A 24,325-nucleotide genomic window follows, 5' to 3' on the forward strand; every position below is an offset into this window, starting at 1 on the left:
TAACCGTCCGGCGCTGGACGGTTACGTAAAAATAGACTGTAGACGTAGACTGCTTCGGCCGCTCTGGCTTGCTGACAGAGGTTCTGGAACCGGCGTTAATGACTTAGGGGCCCCAGCACACGCGCGATAGGAAAAATATCGGCTTTCACGCCAGAAAATGGTCAAGCGCTCTGGGTCGATCACACTAAGCGGCCATTCGGGCAAATCAAGAAATGGCCACCACCGTCAGCAAAGACCGAAAACCACCCACTCGAAAACAAACTTCCGGAGATCGTTCTTGGCCGTCATTCAACATTGAAACAGCAAAGCGTCGAGGTAAAGGATCGGAAAAACACCGGCGAGTCCAAGACGGACCAGGCTGCCGCCGAACGTTCGGGTTCCAGACGGACTTCGGTGCTCGCGGATTCACGGGCAGCCCCAAACGAGGCGCTGCCCGTGAAGTTTTTGCCGAATGGCGGCGAGGCGTCATCCGGTTTATCCAGTCGGATCATCGACCGGTGCCGCCACTTTACAGCGCGCGATTTCGGGCCTGAATCTCGATTGTCTCGCCGAACCGCGGATGGCCTCGGGTCGAGACTCAGCGGCTCGAACGCGGCCTCCGACAACAACCGCTCGATGCCGGAACGCCTATCGCCGCCCAGACACAAGCCAGCCTAAAAATAAACCATCGAAGCCGTGCAGGCGACATCGATGTATTTGGAAGGATTGACCACCCCCTCAAAGGGCGTGGGGATGAACGGCGTGTTCACCGTGGTCAGGACAAGCTGGCTCTTGAAGGTGACCGGCGACTCTCCCAACGAGACGGATGGAATCACCACGGACGCATGTTTGATGTGGAGGTCCGGTATGTGTTCCAACACCACCTCCCAAAGATCGCCAATCAGGGTTGACTCGGTGACGATGTCCGATTCCTGAAAGCGATAGCTTTTTTCGCCCAATTGCAGATTGAGGGTCGTTTGCGGTGGGAGAATGCCAACTTCCGCCTGGCTGCCCACCACCAGGGTAAGGCTGACGTGCCGGCCGGTGCACTCGTAGAAGTTGGGCGTTTGCGCGGCGTCTGCGACGGTCTGCAGCCCCAGTCCGAGCCCAATGGCTCCCAATAGGGACTTGTTCAGGTGCTTCATGCGAATATCCTCCTAAGTTGATGAGAGAGGGCGGTTTGAATCGCCGACCGAAAATGTCACCGGCCAAACCGTAAGATCTGCCTCAAATCGAGGCGGTTGCTATGATGAGGCGATAAGTCCATTCAGGCTGTTAATTAATTCACACGCTGGACACGGCCAGCGCTCTTCAAGATTTCGGTCCTTCAACCGTTCAGCGGTGATTCGCCGGTCGTCGGCCATTCCAGTCATCCGTCCTGACCGATACCGGCCGTTAACTTAAGACAGCATTCTGAGAATCTAGGGCGTTTTTCATCCCGGTGTACGGCTTCATGTCGGGCGGGAACAATGTAGGTCGGCAATCCCTTGCCGACGTATCGGCTAAAGCGACCGTTTGCGATTGGGAAGGAATTGCCGACCTACCTATCGGGCGCTCTGACACCGAATCGGAAAATGCTCTAGGGAATGAATATTACCGGCTTGAATTTGCCGGTGAGCGACAAACTCTCGAACCCGCTTAGGGCGATGCGATAGTGACATAATGAGCTCTCAGCGTTATAGATCATCCAGCGGGCTGGGTACTCCGTGCCCGCCTCGGTTAAGGATGCTGGTTCGGCATCGTGCTCGATTCAGCGGCGAACGACAGGGCCTCGTGTGGCCTTTCGGAAATTGGACAGCCGGCGAGTCCGGTACGTGTCCTCGGGGATCTCCACCGACGAGGAATGCCAGATCGCCCGGGAAACCTGGCCATCGTGCACGGCAGATCGGGCGGGGCGGGGCGGGGCAGGGCGTTAGGCGATACGATAGACAATGTTCTTATGCATATGGGTGCAGCATACCTAGACCCGAGTAAGGCGGCAGCAGTCTCCGGCGATGGCGGCGGAAGTGCCGGATGCGCTTTGCTTAATCCCGCCTACGCGTCCGCAGGGATATTTTTTCCGGGAAATCTCCTAAGGGGTATATTGCTTCTCGCCATCGGCACGGCACTTATGTTGCCGGCACTCTGCCGGGCACTGGACGGAGCAGATGCCGAGTCGTGCCCGGAGGGCGGGGCCGCGTCCGTTTGGACATCGCCGGAAAAGCCGGTGATCGGCGAGCCGCTCAAGCTCATGGTCGTGGCGACTGACGGGCCGGTGAGCGAACTGAGAGCCTTCGCGCCGGATGGCGCTGAACTAGCCTTGGCCGTCACCTGGCGGGGCGGACCTCCGTGGAGCGCGGCCTCCTTCATCGATCACGCCGTCCCTGGAGCCTACCGCATCGAAGCGCGGAGACGGGGCGAGATGGTCGCATGCCGCCGCCTGATCGTCGGCAACGACGCCGAGGCCGGATCGGAGCGCACCGGAGCCGAATGGGACCGGCGGCACGAGGCGCTATATTCCGCCTGGATCGAACGCCTTTTCGATGCGCCGATCGAGGAAAACTACACACTGCCCTCTCTCGAACCGATCCTCAGGAACCCGGAGCGGAACTTCCTTCACGATCACTTCGGCCAGGGCGAGGACGAGAGGCTTCCCGCCACGCCGGACTGCGCGGACCTCCCGTATTTCCTCCGCGCCTACTTCGCCTGGAAGATCGGATTGCCGGTGGCGTTTCGCGCCTGCGACCGAGGGACTTCGCTCAGGCCGCCGCGCTGCGGACCGGCCATCATCGACCAGCGCTTTTCGGCGAAATCGGCACCTGCTTCGGTCTTCAGAGATCTGTCCCGGCGGCTGATGGATACGGTTCACTCGGGGAATGCCCGAACGGCACTCGAAGACGACGGCACGGACTTCTACCCGGTCGAGCTCAAACGCGAAAACCTGTGGCCCGGCACGGTCTACGCCGATCCCTATGGGCATATCCTGGTCATCGTGAAATGGGTCCCGCAAACGGGCGATCAGGCCGGATTGCTCCTCGCCGTCGACGCGCAGCCGGACAACTCGGTCGGCCGCAAACGCTTCTGGGAAGGCACGTTTCTTTTTGTCGATGACGTGAAGAGCGCGGGTCCGGGCTTCAAATCCTTTCGGCCGCTCGGGAGAGAGGGGCAGGGGCCTCTGCGCCTCCAGAGCAACGCGGATTTGGCGGAGCATCCCTTCATCGCACCCTATTCGGCGGAGCAGGCCGAGCTTCCGGCGGAGGATTTCTACGCGCGCATGATGCGGCTCATCGATCCTGAGGGGCTGGACGCCGAAAAAGCCTACGAATCCGTGCTCGACGCCTTGGTCGAACAATTGGAGACACGAGTTCACGCCGTCGAGAACGGCGAGAATTTTCAGAGGCATCATCCAGGGGCCATCATCCCGATGCCGACGGGGCCTTCGATCTTCGAGACCGTCGGACCCTGGGAGGACTATTCGACGCCCTCCCGGGACATGCGCCTCCTGATCGCCATGGACGTGCTGACACGTTTCCCGGAGCGCATCGTCCGTTATCCCGAGCTTTTCGTGCTCGGCGGACGGGTGCCGGAAATCGTCAGGGAAGAGATCGAGCAACGGCATCGGAAGCTGATACAAGAGCGGCAGGTTGCCTATACCCGGAGCGACGGTTCGACCTGGCGATTGACGGTCGCCGATATCCTGGCGCGACGGCCGGCGTTCGAGACGGCTTACAATCCCAACGACTGTCCGGAATTCCGCTGGGGCGCCGAACCGGGAACGGCCGAATATGCCACCTGCGTGCGGCGTGCGCCGGCCGATCAGCGCAATCGCATGGAACAGTACCGTCGCTGGTTCCATGAAATGCGCAGACCTCCACGTTAAGGTTCCACATGGCGTTGGATACGGAAATCCATGAACCTCCCCGCTAGGCGCCCCGAACTGGAGCGGGGGATCGGATGGTTTGGCACGGGGGCGATCCTGGCGGGCACCGTGATCGGCACCGGCATATTCCTGGTGCCTTCGACCATAGCCCGCGAGGCGGGCACGGTCTGGGCGGTGTTCCTGGTCTGGCTGGCCGGAGGGCTCCTTTCGCTCGCCGGGGCGCTCAGTTATGCGGAGCTCGGCGCCACCTTCCCGGAAGCCGGTGGGGAATATGTCTTCCTGCGGCGTGCCTATGGCCCCTTATGGGGATTCCTCTTCGGCTGGCAACAGGTGGTCATCGGCAAGACCGGATCGATCGCCAGCGTCGCCACGGCGTTCGCCATCTTTCTCGGTTTCTTCATCCATGATCTCGATCAACCGGTTTGGGGGTCTTCCGTCGCCGGCCTGGATTTCACGCTCACCGGCGTCCAGCTCACGGCACTCGCCAGTATCCTGGTCTTCACCCTCTTGAATTACGGCGGCGTCGTCCTGGGAAGCGAGGTACAGACCGTCCTGACGCTGCTGAAGGTTGGCGCCATCGTGGCCTTGGCGGCCCTGGGCCTCGCGAGCGGCGAAGGCTCGTGGGAACACTTTTCCGGTCCTGCCACGGCTTCGGCCCGGAACGGCATCGAATTCTATGGCGCCGCGCTGGCGGCCGCATTGTGGGCTTACGATGGCTGGAACAACGTGACCATGATCGGGGCGGAGATCCGGAATCCTCAGCGCACGATCCCGCGCGTCCTGATCTTCGGCATCATCGGCGTGATGGCCGTCTACCTCTTGATCAACCTGGCCTATTTCTACGTTCTGCCGCTAGCTGCGGTCCAGCAATCCGGGCGCTTGGCCCAGGACATGGCGTCCTCCGCCCTAGGGGAGTGGGGCGGCAGGGCGATCACGGCGGCGGCGATCGTGTCGACCCTGGCTACCCTGAACGGCGCCATCCTGAGTGGCGCCCGTGTGTCCTACGCGATGGCCCGCGACGGGCTGTTTTTCCGGCACATGGGGGAGGTAGATCCCGTGCATCGGACGCCGGCCAAGGCCTTGATCGTGCAGGGCCTCGCGGCGGGCGGCTTGATCCTGGTATTCGGTCGAGACGAGCGGGCCTTCGAGCACCTGTTCAATTACGCGATCTTCGGCATGTGGGCGTTTTACGGCATCACCGCACTCGCCGTGATCGTGCTGCGCCACCGTCAGCCGGCACTGCCGAGACCCTATCGGACCTTGGGCTATCCCTGGGTGCCCTTGGCGTTCTTTCTGGTGGCGGGTGCATTCTGCACCAGCCTGGCGATGCATAATCCGCGGGAGACCGGGCTGGGCTTGGCGCTCCTGGCTGGCGGATTGCCTTTTTATGCCTATTGGCGGTTCAGAATGAACGCCGGTTCGGGCGCGGGTCTTGAGTGACGCCGGCGAGCCCGCTCATCCATACCAATGCGATGAACGAACATCATGAACGGATGATTGAAGACCCGGCCGATCTGCTGGGGCCTGGATCTCGTCTTGAGTCGACGGCCCATTCGAGCGCCGACATTTCCTTAATCCAGGAAATAGCCGCCGAAAGGTTCGGGTATGCGGCCCGAGGGCGGGTCAGTGTCAGATTTTCTTACACCTGATTGGGGGTACCAACGCAATAACGGTAATAATCGAGTTTTCTCTCAACTTTCTGCTTCTGTGGTCCCTAGGGATTAGGCGAAACGGAGCGCTGGGAGGGGAATGTCATAGTAACAGTGTCAGGAATTTTTACGGTTTCATCCCCGTTGGCGTGGGCGGGCGTAGGATTAGCGAGGACGGAATGAACGTAACTAATTGGTTGTGAAGATAATTCTTCCTGATGGACGTGCTCTTGAGATGATCGGCGCGAATATTGCTGCGCTCGAAGGTCGGCCATTCCGGTTGTTCTTTACCAATCCAGAGGAGAATAAGGACATGTTCCAGCATTCCGTCATGCGATTCCCGGCGGCAACCTTGCCCAGATTTATCGTGCTGGCTTGCTCCGTCGCGCTGTTCCTGAGCGGGGAGGTGTCGGCCGTACCGTTCGATCCCAATATTTCCATCACGGCCACGGTCGACTTGGATGGTCTCAGTTCTTCCGCGCCGGCGGGATCCACCCAAACCGGGACTTTTTCCCAGATGATCGGAGGCTCCCTGACGACCTCGACCGTGGACGGCGGTCTCAATCTCACCGGAACCCTGCCCTTGGGCGGCGCCCTGACCGATATCAATGACAGCGTCGGCATCAGCTTCACCGGCACCGGCAACTCCGCTGGCGGCTCCGGATCCTCAGACTTTTTCGGAAATTACGGCGTTACCCTGAGCAATGCCTCGGCGACCGATACCTTCCAGATCACCCTCGGCCTCCAATTTACCAATCAGGTCGATGCCAATGGAGACGACGTGGGCATCGAAGGGGACATCTTTCTGAATGATGGCGTGACGGAAATCTTCTTCAGCGATCTGATTTCCGACACTTTTTTCGGCGACTCAGCCGGCGGCTCGAACGACGGGACCACAGTGGATACACCTTTCGGGCCATTGGGCACCGTCGGTGCGTCCTTGTCGGACAGCGGCACCGTATTGCTCGATTTCCTTCTCAGCCCGGGCGCCATAATAAATCTGACCGGAGAGAACAATATGTTTCTGGCTCTGTTCGATGGCACTTATAGCGCCACCGTCGAGAGCCGGCTCTTTGTCAGCAGCGTGGTGAACCAAACCACGCCGCCGGCCGTTCCCGAACCCGCCACGTTCTGGCTGATCGGAGCAGGCTTAATGGGACTGCGGGCGACACGCCGATCCATCAAAGCAGATTAGACACTCAATCCTGCGAGAACCAACGATGAACATTCTGCACAACAGAATTCGCTCGGTATTGAGAGTCATCCTGTTCGGCGGCATGCTGTCGACCGCCATTTCGGCTTCGGCGGCAGGATCCGAGGACTATCTCGGCTCCATCGACTTTGTCGGTTTCAACTACGCGCCACGGGGTTGGGCCACTTGCGATGGACAACTCCTGTCCATCGCCCAGAATTCAGCGTTGTTTGCGCTGTTGGGCACCACTTACGGCGGCAACGGCCAGACCACTTTCGCCCTTCCCGATTTGCGGGGGCGAGTTCCCATGCATATGGGCCAGGGGCCAGGACTATCCAACCGCATTCTCGGTGAAAATGGAGGTTCGGAAGCGGTGACTCTAAACGTCGGCCAGATGCCTGCGCACAGCCACCCCGCAACAACGACAGTTGATACGTCCGGGTTGAAAATCCGGGCAAACACCGGCCAGGCCGCCACCCCCAACCCGGCAGGGAATGCTCTGTCGTCGACCGGCCGTAATAACACCTACAACACGGCCGCGCCGGATGTCGACATGGCGTCGAATTCCGTCGGGGGTACGGCATCCGCGACAACTACCATCGGCACAAGCGGCGGAAGCCAGCCGGTCCAGATCATGCCGCCCTATCTGGTGCTCAACTGCATCGTTGCCCTTGAAGGTCTTTTTCCTTCGCGCAACTGACGTCCGATGGACAGGCGATTCGTTTTCAAGGTGCTTGCAAAAACCCCGGTTCGCCGGGGTCTTTGCTTTGTGGCCGGGTGGTTGGCCGTTTCGACATCCGTTTCTCTCGCGGCGGCCGAAGACTGGTCGGCCCAACTGAAAAAGGCCCAGGAATTGTTGGCCCGGCAGGATTATTCAAGGGCATATGCGGAATATCGGCGACACGCCGAAAAGAAAAACAACCCCCTGGCTCAGTTCACCCTAGCGCTGTTTTACGATCTTGGCTGGGGCCGCCCCAAGGACGCCGCAGAGGCGTGCCGCTGGTATGAGCGCGCGGCCAAGGCCAGGCTGCCAACCGCCCAGCATTTCCTGGGCGACTGCTTGGTGAAAGGCGTTAACGGTCCGACCGACCCGGCCCGCGCGGCCGTCCTCTACGAGGATGCTGCCCAGGGCGGGCACTGGATTTCCCACTGCGCGTTGGCAGAGCTATACCTCCGCGGGACAGGTGTGCCCAAGGACCCGGCCAAGGGCGTCGCGTTGTGCGAACAAGTCGCGGCTCGAGGTATCGTCAAGGCGATGTACGCGACCGCCTTGCTTTACCTGGAGAGCGACCCGGCCGTGCAAGATTCCGCCAAGGGAAGGGCCTGGCTTGAGCAGGCGGCGCAACGGGGCTATGGGGAAGCTCAATATCGGCTCGGAATGATCGAACTCGCCGGCGGCCAGCAGCCAAAAAGTCCGGAGAAAGCCCGCTACTGGTTCGAATCGGCGGCCTCACACGGTTACGGCCCGGCTTACTTCCCAACCGCAGAATTGTATTTCACGGCGCCTCGCGACCCCGCCACCGGCAATTTGGCTCCCGAATTTCTCGCCAAGACGTATATGTGGCTTTCCGCCACCCTCCGGCGGGCGCCTGGTCCTGAAGAAGTGCGACGCGCTTCCGAGATGCTGGAGCAAGTGAACGCCGTTATGCCGGAGACATGGAAGCCCGAACTTGACGAGAGATTAGCCCGCCACTTTGCCGCCTTTCCTCCCCCGTGAGGATCGCTCTTTTTGTCTATATCCTCCTTGAGTCGCCCGAGGGTAAAGCAGTCGTTCAGAAATGGCCGGTATCGGCGAAGGCGAATGACCGTTCAGGCCGGAGGCTGTGTGAAAACGCAAAAATTGAAAATCGGGTGGAGAGGTTCCGCCGAGTTTTGCCTAACGTTCCTGCCGACGTGGAGTTATCGATTCAGAATTTGCTTGTTAGTGACGGATGAATGGAGTGAATTCCATCTCGAGTCGGTTCGCTCGTGAGTTTTCACACAGCCTCGCCGAATTCCTGCCGTTGATCTGTACGAAGTGCGTGGCGGAAAGTGCGGCTCATTGCTGGTGGAATCAGTCAATCCGAGCGGGAAGCGCCCACAACGAGAATTCCGCGCGCCAAGTGCACGTCCTGAGCACGCTCTCGCCTTTGTTAACCATAACGCGTTGCTAGTCGTTTTCCGGTTACAGCCATTGCCAGGCGAATTTTGGGCTAAGTACATTCCGCAAATATTTGCGGAATCTCGACAGATTGGCTTGATTGGCGGGGTTGTCCTGCAGGTTGCCTATGCCGCAAGGCTCCCCTGAATGTACTTAGAGCATTTTCATACCTATTGTACGGGCACTCGCGCGTAGGTCGGGAATCCCTTCCCAATCGCAAACGGGCCTTTAATCGGCCCCTTCCAATCGCAAACGGCGTCTTCGGGAAGGGCGTGGCCGGCGCTCCCGGCCAGGCCGTTTGCGATTGGAGCTCCGAAGCCGCCCTTCCCGACGCCACGTCCCGGCCGAGCGTCTTCGTCGGAAGGGTCGCGACTAAAGCGACCGTTTGCGATTGGGAAAGGATTGCCGACCTACGAATGCTTGAATCCATTTACCCGAGCCGAAGGCGCCAACGACTTTCGCCAAGCCTGTTTTGCCGTACGAGCGCGATGAAAACGCTCTAATGCTGCCGCTTGCTTCTGATCATCGTAAGCAAATCAAGCCTGCAAACTTGCCGACAGACGACAAAATTCCTCAAGAAGCCCCATTGACAAATAAGACGACCGGTCATATTGTTCATGCCCCATGAGAAAACGAGATTCCGCCGAAGTCCGAGAAAAGCTGCTCGACCATGGCGTCATGCTTCTTATGGAGCAGGGCTACCATGGCACGGGAATCCAGGAAATCGTCGAAAGCGTCGGCATGCCGAAGGGGTCTTTCTACAACCACTTTGCCAGCAAGGAAGCCTTCAGTGCAGAGGTGGTCCAGCACTACATCGAGCCGTTCATCAAGCAACTCGACGGACACCTCAATCGCAGGAATGTCAGTGCGGAGGCGGCGCTGAAAGCCTATTTCAAAGAACTCATGGAGGAGACCGAGCGCAGAGACTTCAAAGGCGGGTGTCTGCTCGGCAACCTCATCGGAGAGATAGGCGAAACGAGCGATCTTTGTTCTACCTCGCTGCGCGACGCCGTCCACCGTTATCGCGACAAACTGAAAGAAGGTATCGCTCGCGGGCAAGCGGAAGGAAGCTTCCGAAAGGACCTGACAGCCACGTTCATGGCCGACCTGGTGCTCAATCTCTGGCAGGGCGCTTTGCTTCGCATGAAAATCGAACGTTCGGTTCAGCCCCTCAGTCAGGTCTTCGAGTTTCTCCTCGACGATTACTTCAAAGCCTGATTTTTTTGCCTGTTAATAAAACGACCGGTCATCTTGTTATTGTGTCCAAACTGAAAGAAAGGAGAACCGAGATGCTTAAAAGCATGAAATGCCATCGCTTCACCCGCGCCTCTTTACGAGTATTGAGTTTGAGCGCCCTGAGCGTCTTGGTACCGGCCACGGCAAGCGCTGAACTGCTCGCCATGCTCAACTATGAAAGCAAGGTTGGGCAGCCGAATCGCAGAGAGGGTATTGCGGTCATCGATGTGGACCCGAACTCGCCCACATTCAACCAGATTGTCAAAGATACGCCCTTGCCCCCGGATTTCGTGGCACATCACATCTATTACAACAAAGACGTGACCAAGGCATATGTCACGTCCCTCGGGCATACCGAGCTCTATGTTTACGACCTCTCGAAATTCCCCGAAGAAAAGACCGTCGTAGCCGTCCCGGATTGCAAGGTGGGAGAGGACATAACGTTCTCGGACGATCGCAAGCACTGGTATCTCAGCTGCATGGGGTCCAACAACGTCATCGTTGGCGACGCCCGGTCGGATAAGCCGATTGCAACGATCGGGAACGACGGAGCTAGCGACAAGTTCATAAAGTATCCCCACGGCGTGATGCTCAATGACGAGCTCGACCGCATCTTCGTGACAAGCACGGTCAACCCCAATGATCTGAACGATGCCGGCGAGACGGTCTCCGTCATACAAGCGTCTACCCGGAAAATTCTTTCGACCCACAAGCTTTCGTATAAACCCTCGCCTTCCGGGGAAGCGCCGGTCGAAATTGCCTTCATCCCCCATCGCAAGCCCCAGATAGCCTACATAAACAATATGAATGGCGGAGCCTTGTGGACTGCGACCTGGCGTTCGGAGACCGAGGACTTCAGATTTCAGAGGGTATTTGACTTCGCGGAAACCGGCCAAAGTATCCCGCTGGAAATGGGCTTCAACGAGGAAGTCGACCGCCTCTATATCACTACAGCCAAGCCCGGCGCTTTCAACATTTTCGACATCGCCGATCCTTATAAGCCAAAACTGCTGTCGACGATCCCGACTGCCGGCGGCGCGCACCACTTCGTGCTCTCGCCCGATCATCGCTACGCCATCGTTCAGAACAGCTTCATCAATTTGCCGGAGATGGACGACGGTTCGGTGAGCGTTATCGACTTGCACCAGAACAAGGTGGTCGCGACGGTCGATGTCCTCAAGAAGGCTGGCCTAACGCCGAACTGCATCATCGCGATGCCCAATTGGTATAAGAGCGATCACTGAGACGAATACGACGCAACTCTATGCGGATGCCCTATTCCGGGGAATATGACCGCTAAGCAGACGCGGACATCCGAATGAGGTTTAACCGGGGAGAGCCGTGGGTTCTCCCCGTTCCATACGGGTAGGCGAGGAGAGGAGGGACATCGGGGAACAGTCCTCGCGCGCCGACACATGCCGGAATTCGAGAACTGCCCCCATTCACCTGCGGAGGAAGAGATCGACCGTCAAGGCCGCAAACCATGGGCGCGCCTGATTCGCCTTCAGCGGGATTGCGGAGGCGAGCTCGGCGCAGCGGACCGGTCGCCGTTTCTTTTCAGAAAATCCGGGAGCGCGGAGGTGTCTTCCCAAAACAGCGAACCGGACAAGGGCCTGATCGGCTGGGGGTCTGAGGCCATGAGACCCGGAATCCAGTCCGCGGGAATGGCATAGTGTCCGGTCTTGCCGCCCGCGGAGAAGAATGTGGCGAGACCGACCAGGCGGCCGTCCTGGTCGAATATCCCGCTGCCGCTCGCGCCCTGGACGAAACCCGCGGTGGTTTCGATGACCAAGCTGCCGTCATAGGGATGCAAGCGTTCGACACGGCCCTCGGCGAAAGCGATGCCGATAGCTCGGGGATAGCCGTACATATAGATCGTTTCGCCGACGGAAAGTACCGATGTGGTGCCCAGACTCGCAACCGGTAGCGACATTCCCGGCGCTTCAAGAATGCACAGATCGTGTTTCAAATCGGCGCGCTGGCTGGCTGCGCGATAGCGTAAAGCGCCTTTCCCGACGACGATCGAATCGGCGTGCCGCGTGACATGGCAGTTGGTCGCCACGCGATCGTAATCGACGACGACACCGGAGCCGACAAAAGCCCTGCCGTCCCTTGGATAGGCCTGGACCTGAACGACGCTGAGCGCAAGCGTGTGATTCACTTCTGCCGCCCAGGCGATGTTTAACATCCAAGGTCCGAGCACGGTAACGATTAATGTGATCTGGCGCATGGGTTTCTTCCTGTTTCCCAGTACTCCGAAGGGAGCCTTTCTGTTTCGAACGTTCGAGCGTACCGGAAGTTTATACGGTTTCCTTTGCCTTTATATCGCCAACGGTTCCCGTGACGGCGACGCGGAAATCGCGTGATTTGGCTCCGAACAGGGGACGATCGTGGCTGCGCTGTTCCGGCGTTGCGTTTCACTGAATGTGGGCTGCGACATCGTTACGCGCTTCGGCATATGCCGGCAAGCTGCCACTCCCTCGCCGGAGGCGCACCAGCAAGTAGCCCGGATGAAACGCAGTGGAATCCGGGAGACTCGAGGCACCGATCGTCCCGGATTCCGCAAAGCTCCATCCGGGCTATGCCGGCTTCACCAAAAGACGGGAAGCGGGGGTGACGAAGGAATGCTTGACCAAATAATGAGAATCATTATCATTCGTATCATGGAGGATGCGTCATCATGGGTTCCATAACTCCCCCGTTGAACGAGAAAGACAGCGTCATGCTTCGAATCAGCGTCGACAAGCTCTCTGAGCTCATTGAAACAGGGAGCCTTTGTGCGACCGATTTTTCCTGTCTCGATCACCAATCCAAAACCACGATACAGGGCTTATTCCTGCGGTTCTGTCTGCATGGATGTCACGCCCATCGAAACGTGCGGGTTGGCCGACCGCCACCCATGACCGATTCGCCCAGTTGAGTGCCGGTCCCGGCAGACCTCGGAAACCGTTCGACCGACGTGTTCCGAGCGAAGGTGAGGGCTTGGGGGAATGGTCGAGCGTGATCGCCCGCAAATGTCCGGGACACGACCAACTTTGGCCAAAGCCGGGGCCATTGCGATAGAGATCGAGATTTGCGCCCGCTTTTACACATGAACGCCCGTGCGTTCCATAACTTAAGGAGAGACCCGTGCAACGAAAAGCTTGTAATACCGAAACCTTGGCCCGGAGCGAAGTCTGCTCGGTCGAGTACTGCCGGAGCTGCGCCGTGTTCCATGTCAATGTCGGCCCCGTCACGGTGCATTTCCGGCCGTCCACTTTCCGAATGTTGTGCACTACGCTGAACGCAGCACTCGCCCGATTTCGACACGTTCGTCCGGTATTGTCGTCCCGTACTGCAAATCAAGACGAGATCATCGACCGTAGTCCGTGAGGAGCAAGCAAACAATCAATACGAAGTAGCAAGGGCGGCGAGAGGAGCGCCATGGACGAAACGATGAGCGGAGTAGGGGCGACTTGGGCGGACGCATCCGTGCTGGAAGGCGTTCGGCGGTAGAGAGCCGAGCCAATGCAGCAGACCGGCACGGACTTCGGCGCCGCCGTCATACACCACGTTCAGCGAACAAGTCCGGCGATTGGTCCGGACCGTCCTCACCCCGTCCAGATCCGAGACACGGGCTTCGAACTCATCGACGGCGAAACAAGGATGCGCAAGCCGGGCGAGCCGCAGCCGAAACCGCCGGTAGGTATTTTCAAGAACTTCTAGGTGACACGACAATGAAGCTTGAACACGACTCATCTTCGCCCGGAGCGGGCGTCATCGAACTGGCGGATGAGGACCGTCGCCGACTGCGAGACGCTTTCCGCCAGCTCGAATATCCCAGCTTTGCCGCCCATCTGGCCCACGCCGTCGGCACTCCCGTCGACAAGGGGCTCAAGCTGATACCGCCGCGCTGGCATCGTCGCTTCTCCGGACACTTGCAGGCGGGCATCGGCCGGCTTCTGGAAGCCGCGGTCACCCGCCTCGGGCAGGGGCAGCCTCGCAGCGAACGCTTCTACCGTCGCATGGCGCGGAGCACGGGCGCGATTGGCGGATTGTTCGGCGGTTCCGCATTGCTGGTGGAACTGCCGCTCACCACGTTGATCATGCTCGCGGCCATCGCCGAAATCGCCCGCAGCGAACGCGAGGATTTGAACCGGCCGGAAACCCGTCTGGCCTGTCTCGAAGTTTTCGCTCTGGGGGGACGCTCGAAGGCCGATGATGCCGCCGATACCGGTTATTACGGCTTGCGCCTGGCTCTCGAAGCCGCCGTCAAACAGGCGTCACGCCACATCGCCGAACAGGGCTTGAGCCGGAACGGAGCGCCGGCCATCAGCCGCATGATAGTCATCGTATCCGAGCGTTTCGGACTGATACTGTCGGAGAAAGCCGCCGCGGAAATGCTGCCCTTGGCCGGCGCGGTCGGCGGCGCCTTCATCAACGACTTGTTCGTCCGGCATTTTCAGAGCATGGCCCGCAGCCATTTCGTCATGCGCCGGCTGGAACGCCGCTACGGGAGGCATTACATCGAGGCCGAGTATCGGAAGCTGAAATCGGTTCGGCATGAGCGCCGGGCAGACCCGCCGGCCATGATGGCGCGGTCCGCATGATGCTAATGAGGACGATTCTCGGAAAATGGTCAAGCATTCCTTCTCGCGCCCACTTTCCGGTCTTTTGGCAGAGCCTATCCCGGTAAGCCGTTCGCGCTGAGCCTGTCGAAGGGCCTGTCCTGAGCGGAGTCGAAGGGTTTTGGGACCTACTGAATTCGTTCTACCGGGACCACGTTAGGTGCACCTGAACAGGGTCAAATCGCAAGCCCGCCTGCGGTATCCGATCCGGCGATCAAGGTAACGGCAACCGTTTTTTCGCCGAGTATCATCGGAACCTGTCGATCTTCCGTTGTATGCCCGTTTGGGTTATTCACTCTCGGTGCTCACGAGGACCAGTTTTCGGCCGTTCCGGTCATCCGGTCTGACCAAAATCCGCCGTTCAGGAATGCTGCTTTCTTCAGAGGCGGGGGAGTAGTCCGTGACCGAAGCGGACTGTCGCAAGCAAGTCAAGTTATCGACCGCCGCCACACTGTTACATACCTGTCCATGCCTCAATTTAGTCTGTGCTATCTGGGCTTCATTGCGCACTGAATTCCGCATCTTTTATCCTTTCGCCAGCATACTACCGGCGACATCGCCTCCGGTCGCTGCGAAATAGGTGGTGCCACTTGCTCACAGGATATACGACAACGTGCTGACAGCAGTCGAACTCTCCAAGCGATACTCCGGTCGGCCGGTCATAGACGGCTGGTCGTACGAATGGCCCAAGCCGGGCGTCCATCTGATCGCGGGTGCGAACGGCGTGGGTAAATCGACTCTCCTCGGCATGCTCGCGGGCGCCCTGGTTCCAGACGCCGGTGAAGTTTGGATCGGCGGCGTGAGCCTTAAGGCCCGACCGGCCCGCGCCCTCAGTTGCTTGGCTTATTGCCCGGCGGATTGTCCGGTCTTCCCCTTTCTGACTGGTGAGGAGTGGCTGGCCTTCGTCGGTTCTGTTCGGGGCGGCTGGGATACCGAGACCTTGGATCAGCTGACCGAATCGTTTCGGCTACACGCGTATTTGAAGACGAACTTCGGCCACATGTCGTTGGGTACGGCAAGGAAGTTTCTGTTGCTTGGCACTGTCGCCGCGGAGGCGGATGTCCTCATCTTGGACGAGCCGAGCAACGCGCTCGACGCCGCCTCGCTTGCGGCCTTGCAGGCGACGCTCCGGCGCCTGGCCAAGACGCGGCTGATCCTGATGTCTTGCCACGAGACCTCGCGGCATGCGGCCTTCGGCATACGGCCTGAAAACACCGTGACATTGACTTGAGAGGCTGTCACGTGTCTCGCCATCCACCGTTGGAAGTGTCCCGATCGCGCCTGTTTTTCCGCCTGCTCGGCTGGCGCTTGCGCCATTACGCCGACGCGACCCTGAAGCTTTTGCTCCGCCGCTGGCAATCTGTGCTCTTCGCACTTTTAGTCGTTTCGCCAGCCGCCACGCCACTTGCCGCACAAATCGACGCCGTCGGGATGCCGGTACGCAAGATTGTGGAAGGCGGCAGTCCGGCTTACGCGCTGACCGCCTGGCTGACCCTGTCACTGCTGGCCATCGCCTGGGCGGCCGTGCAAGCCGATGCCTTGCGAGGAGGCGCGCCCTGGCGATATCTGCGCACGCTGCCTGGGCTGTCTCGCTTCGAGACCGGGCTCGACCTGACGCTGCTGCTAATTGCCGATCTCCCCCTGCTATTGCCCTTCGTCGCCTACGGGATCACTCTGCTCGGACCCGCCCGCAGTGGCGGTCTGGAGCATGGACTGCTGGCCTTGGCCCTCGGTACCCAATGGCCCATCGTGCAGCAACTCGTACTGCGTGGATCGTGGGCCGCATTGCTAGTCGCTGCAAGTGCGCTGATCGCCATGCTGGCTTTGTGCGTCGACGGGGCACGCGAATTTGCCTTTGTCCTGCTCACGGGGGGACCGATCGCGGCCTTCCGCTTGCGCAGGCGCCTGACGGGAGTGATGAAGACCGGATCTTGGCGGATCGGAAGCAGAATCGGCCAGCATCTACACCCTGTGGTAAACCTTGCGGCCATGGACGCGCTGGCATTGATGCAATGGAGCCAGTTGCCGGCGCGAGTGGCGCTGCTGGCTTATGCGGGTATTCTTGGCTGGTTCGGGACCGGCTGGGAGGCTGTCGGATTTCAACCGCAGGTGGCGGTAGGCCTGCTGCTGGCGGGATTCGTTCCGCTGATATTCCAGGTGGCTGGACTGGCGTTGACCCTGCGTGCCGAGCGCGCGCCCATGCGCCCCCTGCTGGCATCGTTGGGGATAGGAACAGCCGCCACGTTCGTGGCCGACCTGCTGGTATTGGTAGCGGCGTTCTGTCTGCTCGCGTTCCTGCCTGTCGCCAAGCTTTACCCGCTCGCAGGTTCCTACGCCTTCCTGATACTACCCTTGGGAAGCACGGCAGTCGCCGTGACGCTCGCTCTTTACTCGACTATCGACGCAACGCGGTTCTGGCCCAAGTTGGTCACCGCAGCGGCGTTTTGGCTGGCGGCATGGCGGGTGGTCATGTTTCATTAGGAGCATCGGTTCGGGACCTGATACGGGCTGGAAGACCTTCATATCGAGATTCTCGAAGACCGCACGGTCCTCTACGGTCTTACCGCAAAGGCAGTCGACCGGATCGATCGCCAGTTCGAAGACACTCCATAAAGCAGCCGTTCGAACGATATTGTTGAATAACGACGAACGGCGGGTATGGCCGAATACTGAACAGATATCGGGATCAGCCTAACAGGCTCCAATTGGCCGGCTACTGCCAGTGGTGCGGTCTGTCAGCTGGCATTCGGGTATATGTTGGCTTTCAGTTTCGCCGAAAGGCCATTCCGTACCCGATAGGGACTGTGGCACCGTGTATCCAAGGTCTGCATACGATAGTGGAGCGGAGGGGGCCAGCAGAGAAATGACTACGTGACCGACCCTCCAATGGGCTACGAACCCTATGATCTCCACGATTTAAGAAAACATGGAGGCTGAATTTATTCGTGCCGCTATCGTCGAATTAAACGGGTGATGTGTGAAAGCCCGCAGTGAGCGATTCAGAAGGAGAGTAATTCATACGGGCAGCTACTGCTCAGTGAGCCGCAGTTGTTCAGTTATTAATCAGGCCCGTAAATACCCTCCTGGTATTTACGGGCCGCCGCCCAGGCCGGTACACGCCCGGCCTGGGCTCACGCGGCTTGTCGCCGCGCCGGGGCATTCCTGCCCCGGATTAACCCGGCCTATATTTATAGGCCGGGTTAATAATGCTCGGTCTCGGTACATGGTAGTCCCTTTAGAAACTCATGGAGTTCCTTATGAAAAACCTACTCACCGCAACTTCACTATCCATTCTTGCTGTACTGTCGAGTCAGGTTGAAGCGCGAACTATCGTTTCAGCCGGCACTCGCTGCTTTCAAATCGGCGATGTCATACCCGGTGGTTGGGATAGAACGCTGAAAATCAAAATGCAACAGGCGCTCAGTGATAAACCCGGTCAAATTGTCCATGTCGATGCGCTGGAGCTGGGGTTCAAGGCCACCAACCCCCCGATTCAGTATGCCAACCAATTGACGGGCTCGGCCACGATTGCCCCGCCCAACGATCAGCTACCTGGCGGCGACCAACTTCAGATCAGCTTGGTGGGGACCAGCTATGGCAACAGGGAGGATATCAGCAAAAATGGCGTGTTCAGTTTTGATTATGCGCTCAGGCTTGACCCCAAAACCCTTGCTGGGCCAATAACCGGTTATCAGATATTCACCCCCTTCAGTAACGGGCAAATTGATGCGCCTATCTCTCAGGCTCCGCTGGATACGCAACTGCAACCCATATCGTGCGAGGGCCGATAGCTGAATTCGGTATGCTGGTCTTGCATTGACGGCCGCCCGACGAGCAACCCTCAAAATCGATAACGATTACGCATGGGCCGCTCGCACTCGGGGGAAGGGGCGAGATTCACAAGGGCAAGAAAGCGGAATCGAGCAGGGTGGCCACGGCAGCCGGTTTTCGGCCTGAGCGGCCATTCGACCTAACGAATGTCTGCCGTTCTCGAATGGCTGCTTGAATCAGATCCGATAGATCTTCGACAGGATTTTCATGGGGTTAAGGCTTAACGTGGAGGTAACCGGCGCGGAGCCGCATCGCGGCGGAGGGTCCGGTTGACCGACGTGTGTACGCCCGACATGGGCATGAACTGATGGGGTGAGAGTCCCCTGTAGGAGTACCTGTAATGCCCATTCTTTGGGCCAATGTAACTACTAGCCGACGGCAAGGGCAACTCCGCGAGGAGTGGTCTGAAGGAAGCCCGAGCGCAAAGGTGCGAGCCGACGAACAGAAACCGCATAGAAGGCTCAGTCTCCGGGTGAGTCAGCACATGATGACGAAACCCGCCGGGTACGGGAGATAGGGTAAATGCGGCGGTTGTGCGCTGAAAGCTCATGTTCTTATTCGGGGAGATCTGTCCGGCGAGCGGCTGGGACAGGTTATGGGAGTCGGACTGAGGTCCAGGGCGAAAGCCTTGGAATAGCCACCGGACCCTACGACCTGTCTTTGGCAGCGCGTTCTGCGGCAACGCAGGGTGTGACCGGGCAGAAGTCAGCAGAGGCCATACTAGCCGCATCGGCCTGGAAGACCGGACGGTGAAGGGCCGAACACAAGAAGACAAGGAGGAGCCGTGAGCGACTCGGTATCGACGATGAACCCGACCGGGGGAGCCGATGTCCGGCGTGGCGTCACGCAGCCAGCCTTGCACGACGATCTGATGGAGCGGGTGTTGGACCGTGCGAACCTGCGACGGGCCTGGAAGCGGGTGAAGGCCAATCGGGGTGCGCCCGGCATGGACGGGATGCGCATCGAGGACTTCGCCGAGTTTGCGCGCTCGCATTGGGCCGAGATTCGCCAGCAACTGGCCGATGGCAGTTATCAACCCCAAGCGGTACGACGGGTGTCGATCCCGAAGCCGGGAGGGGGCGAACGACTGCTGGGTATCCCGACCGTCATGGACCGGGTGATCCAGCAGGCCATCGCGCAAGTATTGACGCCGATCTTCGACCCCGGCTTTTCGGAGTCGAGTTTTGGTTTCCGACCGGGACGCTCCGCCCATGGAGCGTTGAGGCAGGTACAAGGTCATCTTCAGGCCGGCTACCGCATCGCCTGTGACCTGGACTTGGCGAAATTTTTCGACAACGTCCGGCACGATGTCTTGATGGCTCGTGTGGCCCGCAAGGTTGGCGACAAGCGGCTGTTGGCGCTGGTTGGCCGGTATTTGCGGGCGGGTGTTCTGGTCGGCGAGTCCATCCAGGTAACGGCGTTGGGGACGCCGCAAGGCGGACCGCTGTCGCCGTTGCTCGCCAACATCCTGTTGGATGACTTGGACAAGGAACTGGAAGGGCGTGGCCACCGGTTCGTCCGCTATGCGGACGACCTGCTGATCTTGGTCAAAAGTCAGCGGGCCGGCGAGCGGGTGAAGGATAGCGTCACGCGCTTCCTGACCGGCACGCTCAAACTGGTGGTCAACGAGCAGAAGAGCCGGGTGGTCAAAACCGACCAGGCCAAGTTTCTCGGATTCAATTTCCGGGGAACCAAGCTGCGTTGGGGCGACCGGGCATTCGAGGACTTCAAACACAACATCCGGACACTGACCGGGCGTAGCTGGGGTGTCTCGATGGCTCACCGGTTTTACAAGCTCGCCCAGTATATCCGCGGTTGGATGGGCTACTTCGGCATTTCGGACTACTACCGCCCGATCCCCGAACTCGACCACTGGCTTCGACGCCGGGTACGCATGTGCTACTGGAAACAGTGGCGCTACGTGCGTACCAAGGTCAAGAACCTGTTGGGTTTGGGGACGAGCAAGCGCCAGGCAATCCTGACGGCGATCAGCAGCAAGAGCTACTGGCATCTGTCGCGGACGCTGGCGACGCAGACCGGGATGACCAACCAATGGCTGAAGACCCAGGGGCTGATCACTATCCGTGATCTTTGGATGAAGGCCCATGGCTACACCTGACATCGTCGTGTGCTCCCTTTTCGTGAACCGCCCGGTGCGGACCCGCATGCCGTGGTGGTGTGGGGACTGGGGGTTAGAAACCCCTGGTTACCCGATTATGCGGGTTCATAGCTTTCGCGCCTCCTCCCACAAACGTTCCTTCCCCACCTTCTGATACCAACCCTCAAACTCGGCCCGATGTTGCTGCCAGGGTTCCGAAAGCGGCCGGCGTGGATCTTTGCTGAGGGAGTACGCCATGCCTTCGATGAACCATTCCGGGCCAAGCCATAGTGTGAGAGCACCAAGCTGCTCTGCCTGAAGGTGGTGGACCATCTCATGGCGCACGTAATATGGTGTCCAACCTCTCGGACTGATGACTATTCCAAAGTTCCCGACGGTGCTTGCGGAAGCCTTTATGAACCCAAAAGACCGGAAGCAATCCTCCGTAGAACAGAATACAACGCGTGGATTGTGTTGAAATGGACCAACAGCCGAGGCGACGAAACGTAGAGCTCCCTCGTACAATTCGGATGCTTCCCGATACCGCAATGCATTATCGATACAGATCCTGGAGCTGACACAAGAGATATCGCCCGCCCATTCGGGCGCCAAGACCCGTATCGGCTTGAACATCGCCCATGCGATAGCAGGACTTGCTAGCAAACAGACGATCAGCGATGGTTTCAAGATCTGTCGCGGCACTCTATTTTTTCTCCTCGATAATTGCTCTCAGTGCGGCATTGAGTTCAGTTCCGGCCCACTCAGCGGGCCTGAGATTGAAAGGCCCTCCGGTAGATCGTTTAACGCGCATATCCGCAAGTACAGATCCCGATTGTACAGAGAGAGTCCTGATGCGAAAGTCCGCTTCGCTCGAACCAGCCCACAAGAACGGAAGTGAGTACGTAACAAATATCCGCGGGGTCAACTCTTCGATGCGCACCAAAATGACGGTATCAACGCCTTCCTCGGAAAACTTCGACAACAACTCCGACTCCGGCCTGCCGGACCAGTCTGAAACCTGCCTGATGCCGCCAGGAGCTGCAATACTTCCACAGGGAATTTCCCGGAACGCCCGCTCAATCTCTTCCAATGCCATTTGTTCACGTTTCTCAGGCTCCTTTTGATCATTCCGCCATGCCATTTCCGGCAAAATGGCAACGTGGCCGAGCGAGACTCCCCGTTTACCGCAAACTGCTTTGTCCCCGCCTGCGTGATAGGTTTGCATGGTCGTGCTGGCGCAACCAGAAATCATGAGCCCGACGAAAAAGCTGAACAGAATGCCGTTACGTTTCATGTTGCCTCTTGTGAACTGCGATGCATAACGCCGCTCATAACTGGCAGCAAAAAGTGGCGCGACGAAGGAGCGGCGCTTTTTACCGTCCGAGTTGATGGGATTGTCGTGCGTCGTCTTTTGGCTTTGGGTTATCGATTTTGACGCCAAAATTCGCAACCCTCCGGGCGTTAAATTCGCTCCCTTTGGCAATTCGTTGCAGGGCTTCTGTGGCTTTGCCTGCAATTTGTTTATTCCGCTCCGATGCATTAGCAAGTAGCCCGGATGGAGCGCAGTGGAATCCGGGAGACTCGATGCACCACTCGTCCCGGATTCCGTAAAGCTCCATCCGGGCTACGCTGGCCTTCATCCTCGGCATCTAAATATATCAATGATTCGTCCGCAGCACCTGCGTTAGTCTGTCACTATAGCAAGCCCGATTCTTACATCAAATTCGCAATGGCGAAGCCGCTTCCTGAATGTCCTGTTCTTTAGGGGAGCAATCTGAGAGGTGTAGCATGCGAACACATCGATTGCCATCACTCCGGCCCATCGCTTGTTTTCTCATGAGCCTGGCGGGCCACGCCGCGGATGCGTCAGCATCGCCATCCGATCCTCTAACATCGTCTAGCGTTGTCGAACAGGGTCAAGGCCAGCCGGCCTCTGGTGAAGTCCAGGAGGGCGGGATTGCCCCAATGCAGAGTCTCACTGCCTTATTGCCGTGGCCGGGCGAATTCGCGCTGCGGACTTACAAAGGCTTTTATGTGACCGCGCTCGATGGGGGAGGAAGAATAGCCGAGCCTGTCCTCCTGACGACCGCGACGACAGCCGGGCCCTGGGAAAAGTTCACGTTTGCCGTGACTTACCCCGACACGCCTCATGACAAGAGCATTCAGACGTCCCGCGGCTATTATTTGACTGCGCTGAACGGAGGGGGCTTGACGGGTGGCGCTTTTCATACCGACGCGACGCAAGCCCTAGACTGGGAGCGGTTTCGGCTGCTCGACCTGAGCGTCGGCAACTTCGCGCCGAGTTATTATGCGATCAATACGATAAAGGGGTTTTATGTCACGGCAGTCGGAGCCGGCGGCAAATCCGCAGATGCCTTTCATACCGATGCGACGCAGATCCAAAATTGGGAAAAATTTCGGATCGTCAAGTGCGGCGACGTGGGATCGGGATTCGAGTATGGCATTCTGACCGCGGACGGCACATTTCTGTCCGCCGAGTTGCCAGGAGGCCGGTCATCGCAAGGGGACATAATAATAGTCGGACGGGCAGAACCGGAGTCGAGATTTAAATTCATCCGACAAAGCGACGGCTCTCATGCTCTGCAGACGTCCAATGGCGTGACCTTCGTTACCGCCCTCGGTGGTGGGGGACTCGTGCAAAAATATATCGACTGCGACCCGGGCTTTCCAGGCGCATGCATCAGTACCACATCGACCATCTTCCACACCGATGCGACACAAGTCCTAGCCTGGGAGAAATTCCGGATCATCGATCAGGGCAACTGCACCTATGCGCTTCAAACCTCGAGCGGGTTCAATGTGGGAATCTACCGAAACTCAGCTGGACACACTTTGCTCACCACCCGCCGCGACGGCGTATCGACATCGAACGAATTGTTCCAGCTAATAGTGTACGGCTTGGCTTCACCAGTGGTCCTGCAATGAGAGGGCTACACGCCCGCATGAGTACTATTACCCCGGCCTATAAACAAACATGAGCCGGGTTAATTCGGGGTGGGGATGCCCCACTCGGCGGCAAGCCGCGTCAGTCAAGGCCGGCCGTGTACCGGCCTTGGCCTCGGCCCGAAGTGCCAGGAAGGGATCGACGGGCCTGATTCACAATTAACAACATCTATCGGCAGATAGGCGCGCCCAAGATTTTCCGCGACAGCAGACAGCCGCTTCCCCCGTATCCGGAGTCGAGCGCCGTTCAGCGAGGCGGGCGCGAGCAGGCCGGCGTCGATGTTGCCGATGCCAAGCCCCATTAAGGGTGGGAATCCTTTCCCAATCGCAAACGGCGTCTTCGGGAAGGGGCTGGCCGGCGCTCCCGGCCAGGCCGTTTGCGATTGGAAGGGTCATCCCAGCGCTCCTGGGATGACCGTTTGCGATTGGAGCGCCGAAGCCCCCCTTCCCGACGCCATGTCCCGGCCGCGCGTTTTCGTCGGCAAAGGATTGCCGATCTACAAATGGCTGAAGCAATTCACTCGAACCGAAGGCGCTAACGATGTTCGCCAAGCCTTTTTTGTAAAGCCCAGAATTCAAGCTGCCAAGTCGACGACCGGCGCCCTGGGTCGGTCCAGTGCCCGCGCGAGGAAGGCGGCGATTCGCTGCCAGTGGACCCGAAGGGTCACGTCGTCGTAGTTTTCCGGACGGCCGTGGAGCTCGAGGACGATCGCATCGGCGCGGGCCATGAAGCCCGCCGCCAGGTCTTCCACCGGCCCGGCCGCGAGAGT

At 59.0% G+C, this 24,325-nt stretch carries 18 protein-coding genes; 14 read left to right on the forward strand and 4 right to left on the reverse strand.

Translation table 11 applies throughout. The features are described from left to right. Positions 1-653: 653 nt before the first annotated feature. The gene (locus tag ACWJJK_RS06140) at positions 654-1,124 is read right to left on the reverse strand and encodes a hypothetical protein (RefSeq protein ID WP_156880438.1); all 471 of its coding nucleotides are present in this window, start codon (positions 1,122-1,124) and stop codon (positions 654-656) included. Between the two features lie 698 nt (positions 1,125-1,822). Between ACWJJK_RS06140 and ACWJJK_RS06145 the strand changes: the two genes are divergently transcribed. From ACWJJK_RS06145 to ACWJJK_RS06175, 7 genes are all read left to right on the forward strand, one after another. Further along, complete coding sequence (locus ACWJJK_RS06145; RefSeq protein ID WP_156880440.1) at positions 1,823-3,838, forward strand: hypothetical protein; 2,016 nt, start codon at positions 1,823-1,825, stop codon at positions 3,836-3,838. A 30-nt stretch (positions 3,839-3,868) separates the two neighbouring features. Beyond that, on the forward strand, positions 3,869-5,278 hold the full coding sequence (locus ACWJJK_RS06150; protein WP_156880442.1) for an amino acid permease: 1,410 nt from the start codon (positions 3,869-3,871) through the stop codon (positions 5,276-5,278). A 522-nt stretch (positions 5,279-5,800) separates the two neighbouring features. Continuing rightward, the gene (locus tag ACWJJK_RS06155; RefSeq protein ID WP_454128759.1) at positions 5,801-6,682 is read left to right on the forward strand and encodes a PEP-CTERM sorting domain-containing protein; all 882 of its coding nucleotides are present in this window, start codon (positions 5,801-5,803) and stop codon (positions 6,680-6,682) included. 25 nt (positions 6,683-6,707) lie between these two features. After that, a complete protein-coding gene (locus tag ACWJJK_RS06160; protein WP_454128760.1) occupies positions 6,708-7,379 on the forward strand; it encodes a phage tail protein in 672 nt (223 codons plus the stop codon). 6 nt (positions 7,380-7,385) lie between these two features. Then, positions 7,386-8,396, forward strand: coding sequence for a tetratricopeptide repeat protein (locus tag ACWJJK_RS06165; protein WP_086133409.1), 1,011 nt, complete (start codon positions 7,386-7,388; stop codon positions 8,394-8,396). A gap of 1,047 nt (positions 8,397-9,443) precedes the next feature. Beyond that, the gene (locus ACWJJK_RS06170; protein ID WP_156880446.1) at positions 9,444-10,037 is read left to right on the forward strand and encodes a TetR/AcrR family transcriptional regulator; all 594 of its coding nucleotides are present in this window, start codon (positions 9,444-9,446) and stop codon (positions 10,035-10,037) included. Between the two features lie 71 nt (positions 10,038-10,108). Then, positions 10,109-11,299, forward strand: a complete 1,191-nt coding sequence (locus tag ACWJJK_RS06175) for a YncE family protein (RefSeq protein ID WP_434130771.1) — start codon at positions 10,109-10,111, stop codon at positions 11,297-11,299. Positions 11,300-11,559: 260 nt separating this feature from the next. Here ACWJJK_RS06175 and ACWJJK_RS06180 read toward each other — a convergent pair whose 3' ends face one another. After that, the gene (locus tag ACWJJK_RS06180; RefSeq protein WP_156880448.1) at positions 11,560-12,285 is read right to left on the reverse strand and encodes a S1 family peptidase; all 726 of its coding nucleotides are present in this window, start codon (positions 12,283-12,285) and stop codon (positions 11,560-11,562) included. A 1,277-nt stretch (positions 12,286-13,562) separates the two neighbouring features. Here ACWJJK_RS06180 and ACWJJK_RS06185 point away from each other — a divergent pair. The 6 genes from ACWJJK_RS06185 to ltrA all read left to right on the forward strand — a co-directional run bounded on the left by ACWJJK_RS06185 (position 13,563) and on the right by ltrA (position 20,612). Continuing rightward, positions 13,563-13,760 carry a hypothetical protein gene (locus ACWJJK_RS06185; protein WP_086133405.1) on the forward strand — a complete coding sequence of 66 codons (198 nt, stop codon included), beginning with the start codon at positions 13,563-13,565 and terminating at the stop codon, positions 13,758-13,760. Between the two features lie 11 nt (positions 13,761-13,771). Then, on the forward strand, positions 13,772-14,644 hold the full coding sequence (locus ACWJJK_RS06190; protein ID WP_156880450.1) for an EcsC family protein: 873 nt from the start codon (positions 13,772-13,774) through the stop codon (positions 14,642-14,644). Positions 14,645-15,275: 631 nt separating this feature from the next. After that, positions 15,276-15,893 carry an ATP-binding cassette domain-containing protein gene (locus ACWJJK_RS06195; protein ID WP_434150253.1) on the forward strand — a complete coding sequence of 206 codons (618 nt, stop codon included), beginning with the start codon at positions 15,276-15,278 and terminating at the stop codon, positions 15,891-15,893. A gap of 11 nt (positions 15,894-15,904) precedes the next feature. After that, entirely contained in the window at positions 15,905-17,143 is a 1,239-nt protein-coding gene (locus ACWJJK_RS06200) for a hypothetical protein (protein WP_210023881.1), read from the forward strand. Between the two features lie 776 nt (positions 17,144-17,919). Beyond that, positions 17,920-18,453 (forward strand): hypothetical protein, encoded by a 534-nt coding sequence (locus ACWJJK_RS06205; protein ID WP_156880454.1) that lies wholly within the window; start codon positions 17,920-17,922, stop codon positions 18,451-18,453. Between the two features lie 824 nt (positions 18,454-19,277). Next, positions 19,278-20,612: a group II intron reverse transcriptase/maturase gene (gene ltrA, locus ACWJJK_RS06210; RefSeq protein WP_210024370.1), complete on the forward strand. Its 1,335-nt coding sequence runs from the start codon at positions 19,278-19,280 to the stop codon at positions 20,610-20,612. 682 nt (positions 20,613-21,294) lie between these two features. Here the strand turns inward: ltrA and ACWJJK_RS06215 are convergent. Further along, the gene (locus tag ACWJJK_RS06215; protein WP_156882016.1) at positions 21,295-22,107 is read right to left on the reverse strand and encodes a hypothetical protein; all 813 of its coding nucleotides are present in this window, start codon (positions 22,105-22,107) and stop codon (positions 21,295-21,297) included. Between the two features lie 449 nt (positions 22,108-22,556). On the opposite strand from ACWJJK_RS06215, the gene ACWJJK_RS06220 reads away from it, so the two are divergent. Beyond that, positions 22,557-23,537: a hypothetical protein gene (locus ACWJJK_RS06220; RefSeq protein ID WP_156882017.1), complete on the forward strand. Its 981-nt coding sequence runs from the start codon at positions 22,557-22,559 to the stop codon at positions 23,535-23,537. Positions 23,538-24,130: 593 nt separating this feature from the next. On the opposite strand, the gene ACWJJK_RS06225 is transcribed toward ACWJJK_RS06220, so the two are convergent. Next, positions 24,131-24,283, reverse strand: coding sequence for a hypothetical protein (locus ACWJJK_RS06225; protein ID WP_454129068.1), 153 nt, complete (start codon positions 24,281-24,283; stop codon positions 24,131-24,133). Positions 24,284-24,325: the final 42 nt, after the last annotated feature.

Source organism: Methylocaldum gracile, from assembly GCF_053646815.1.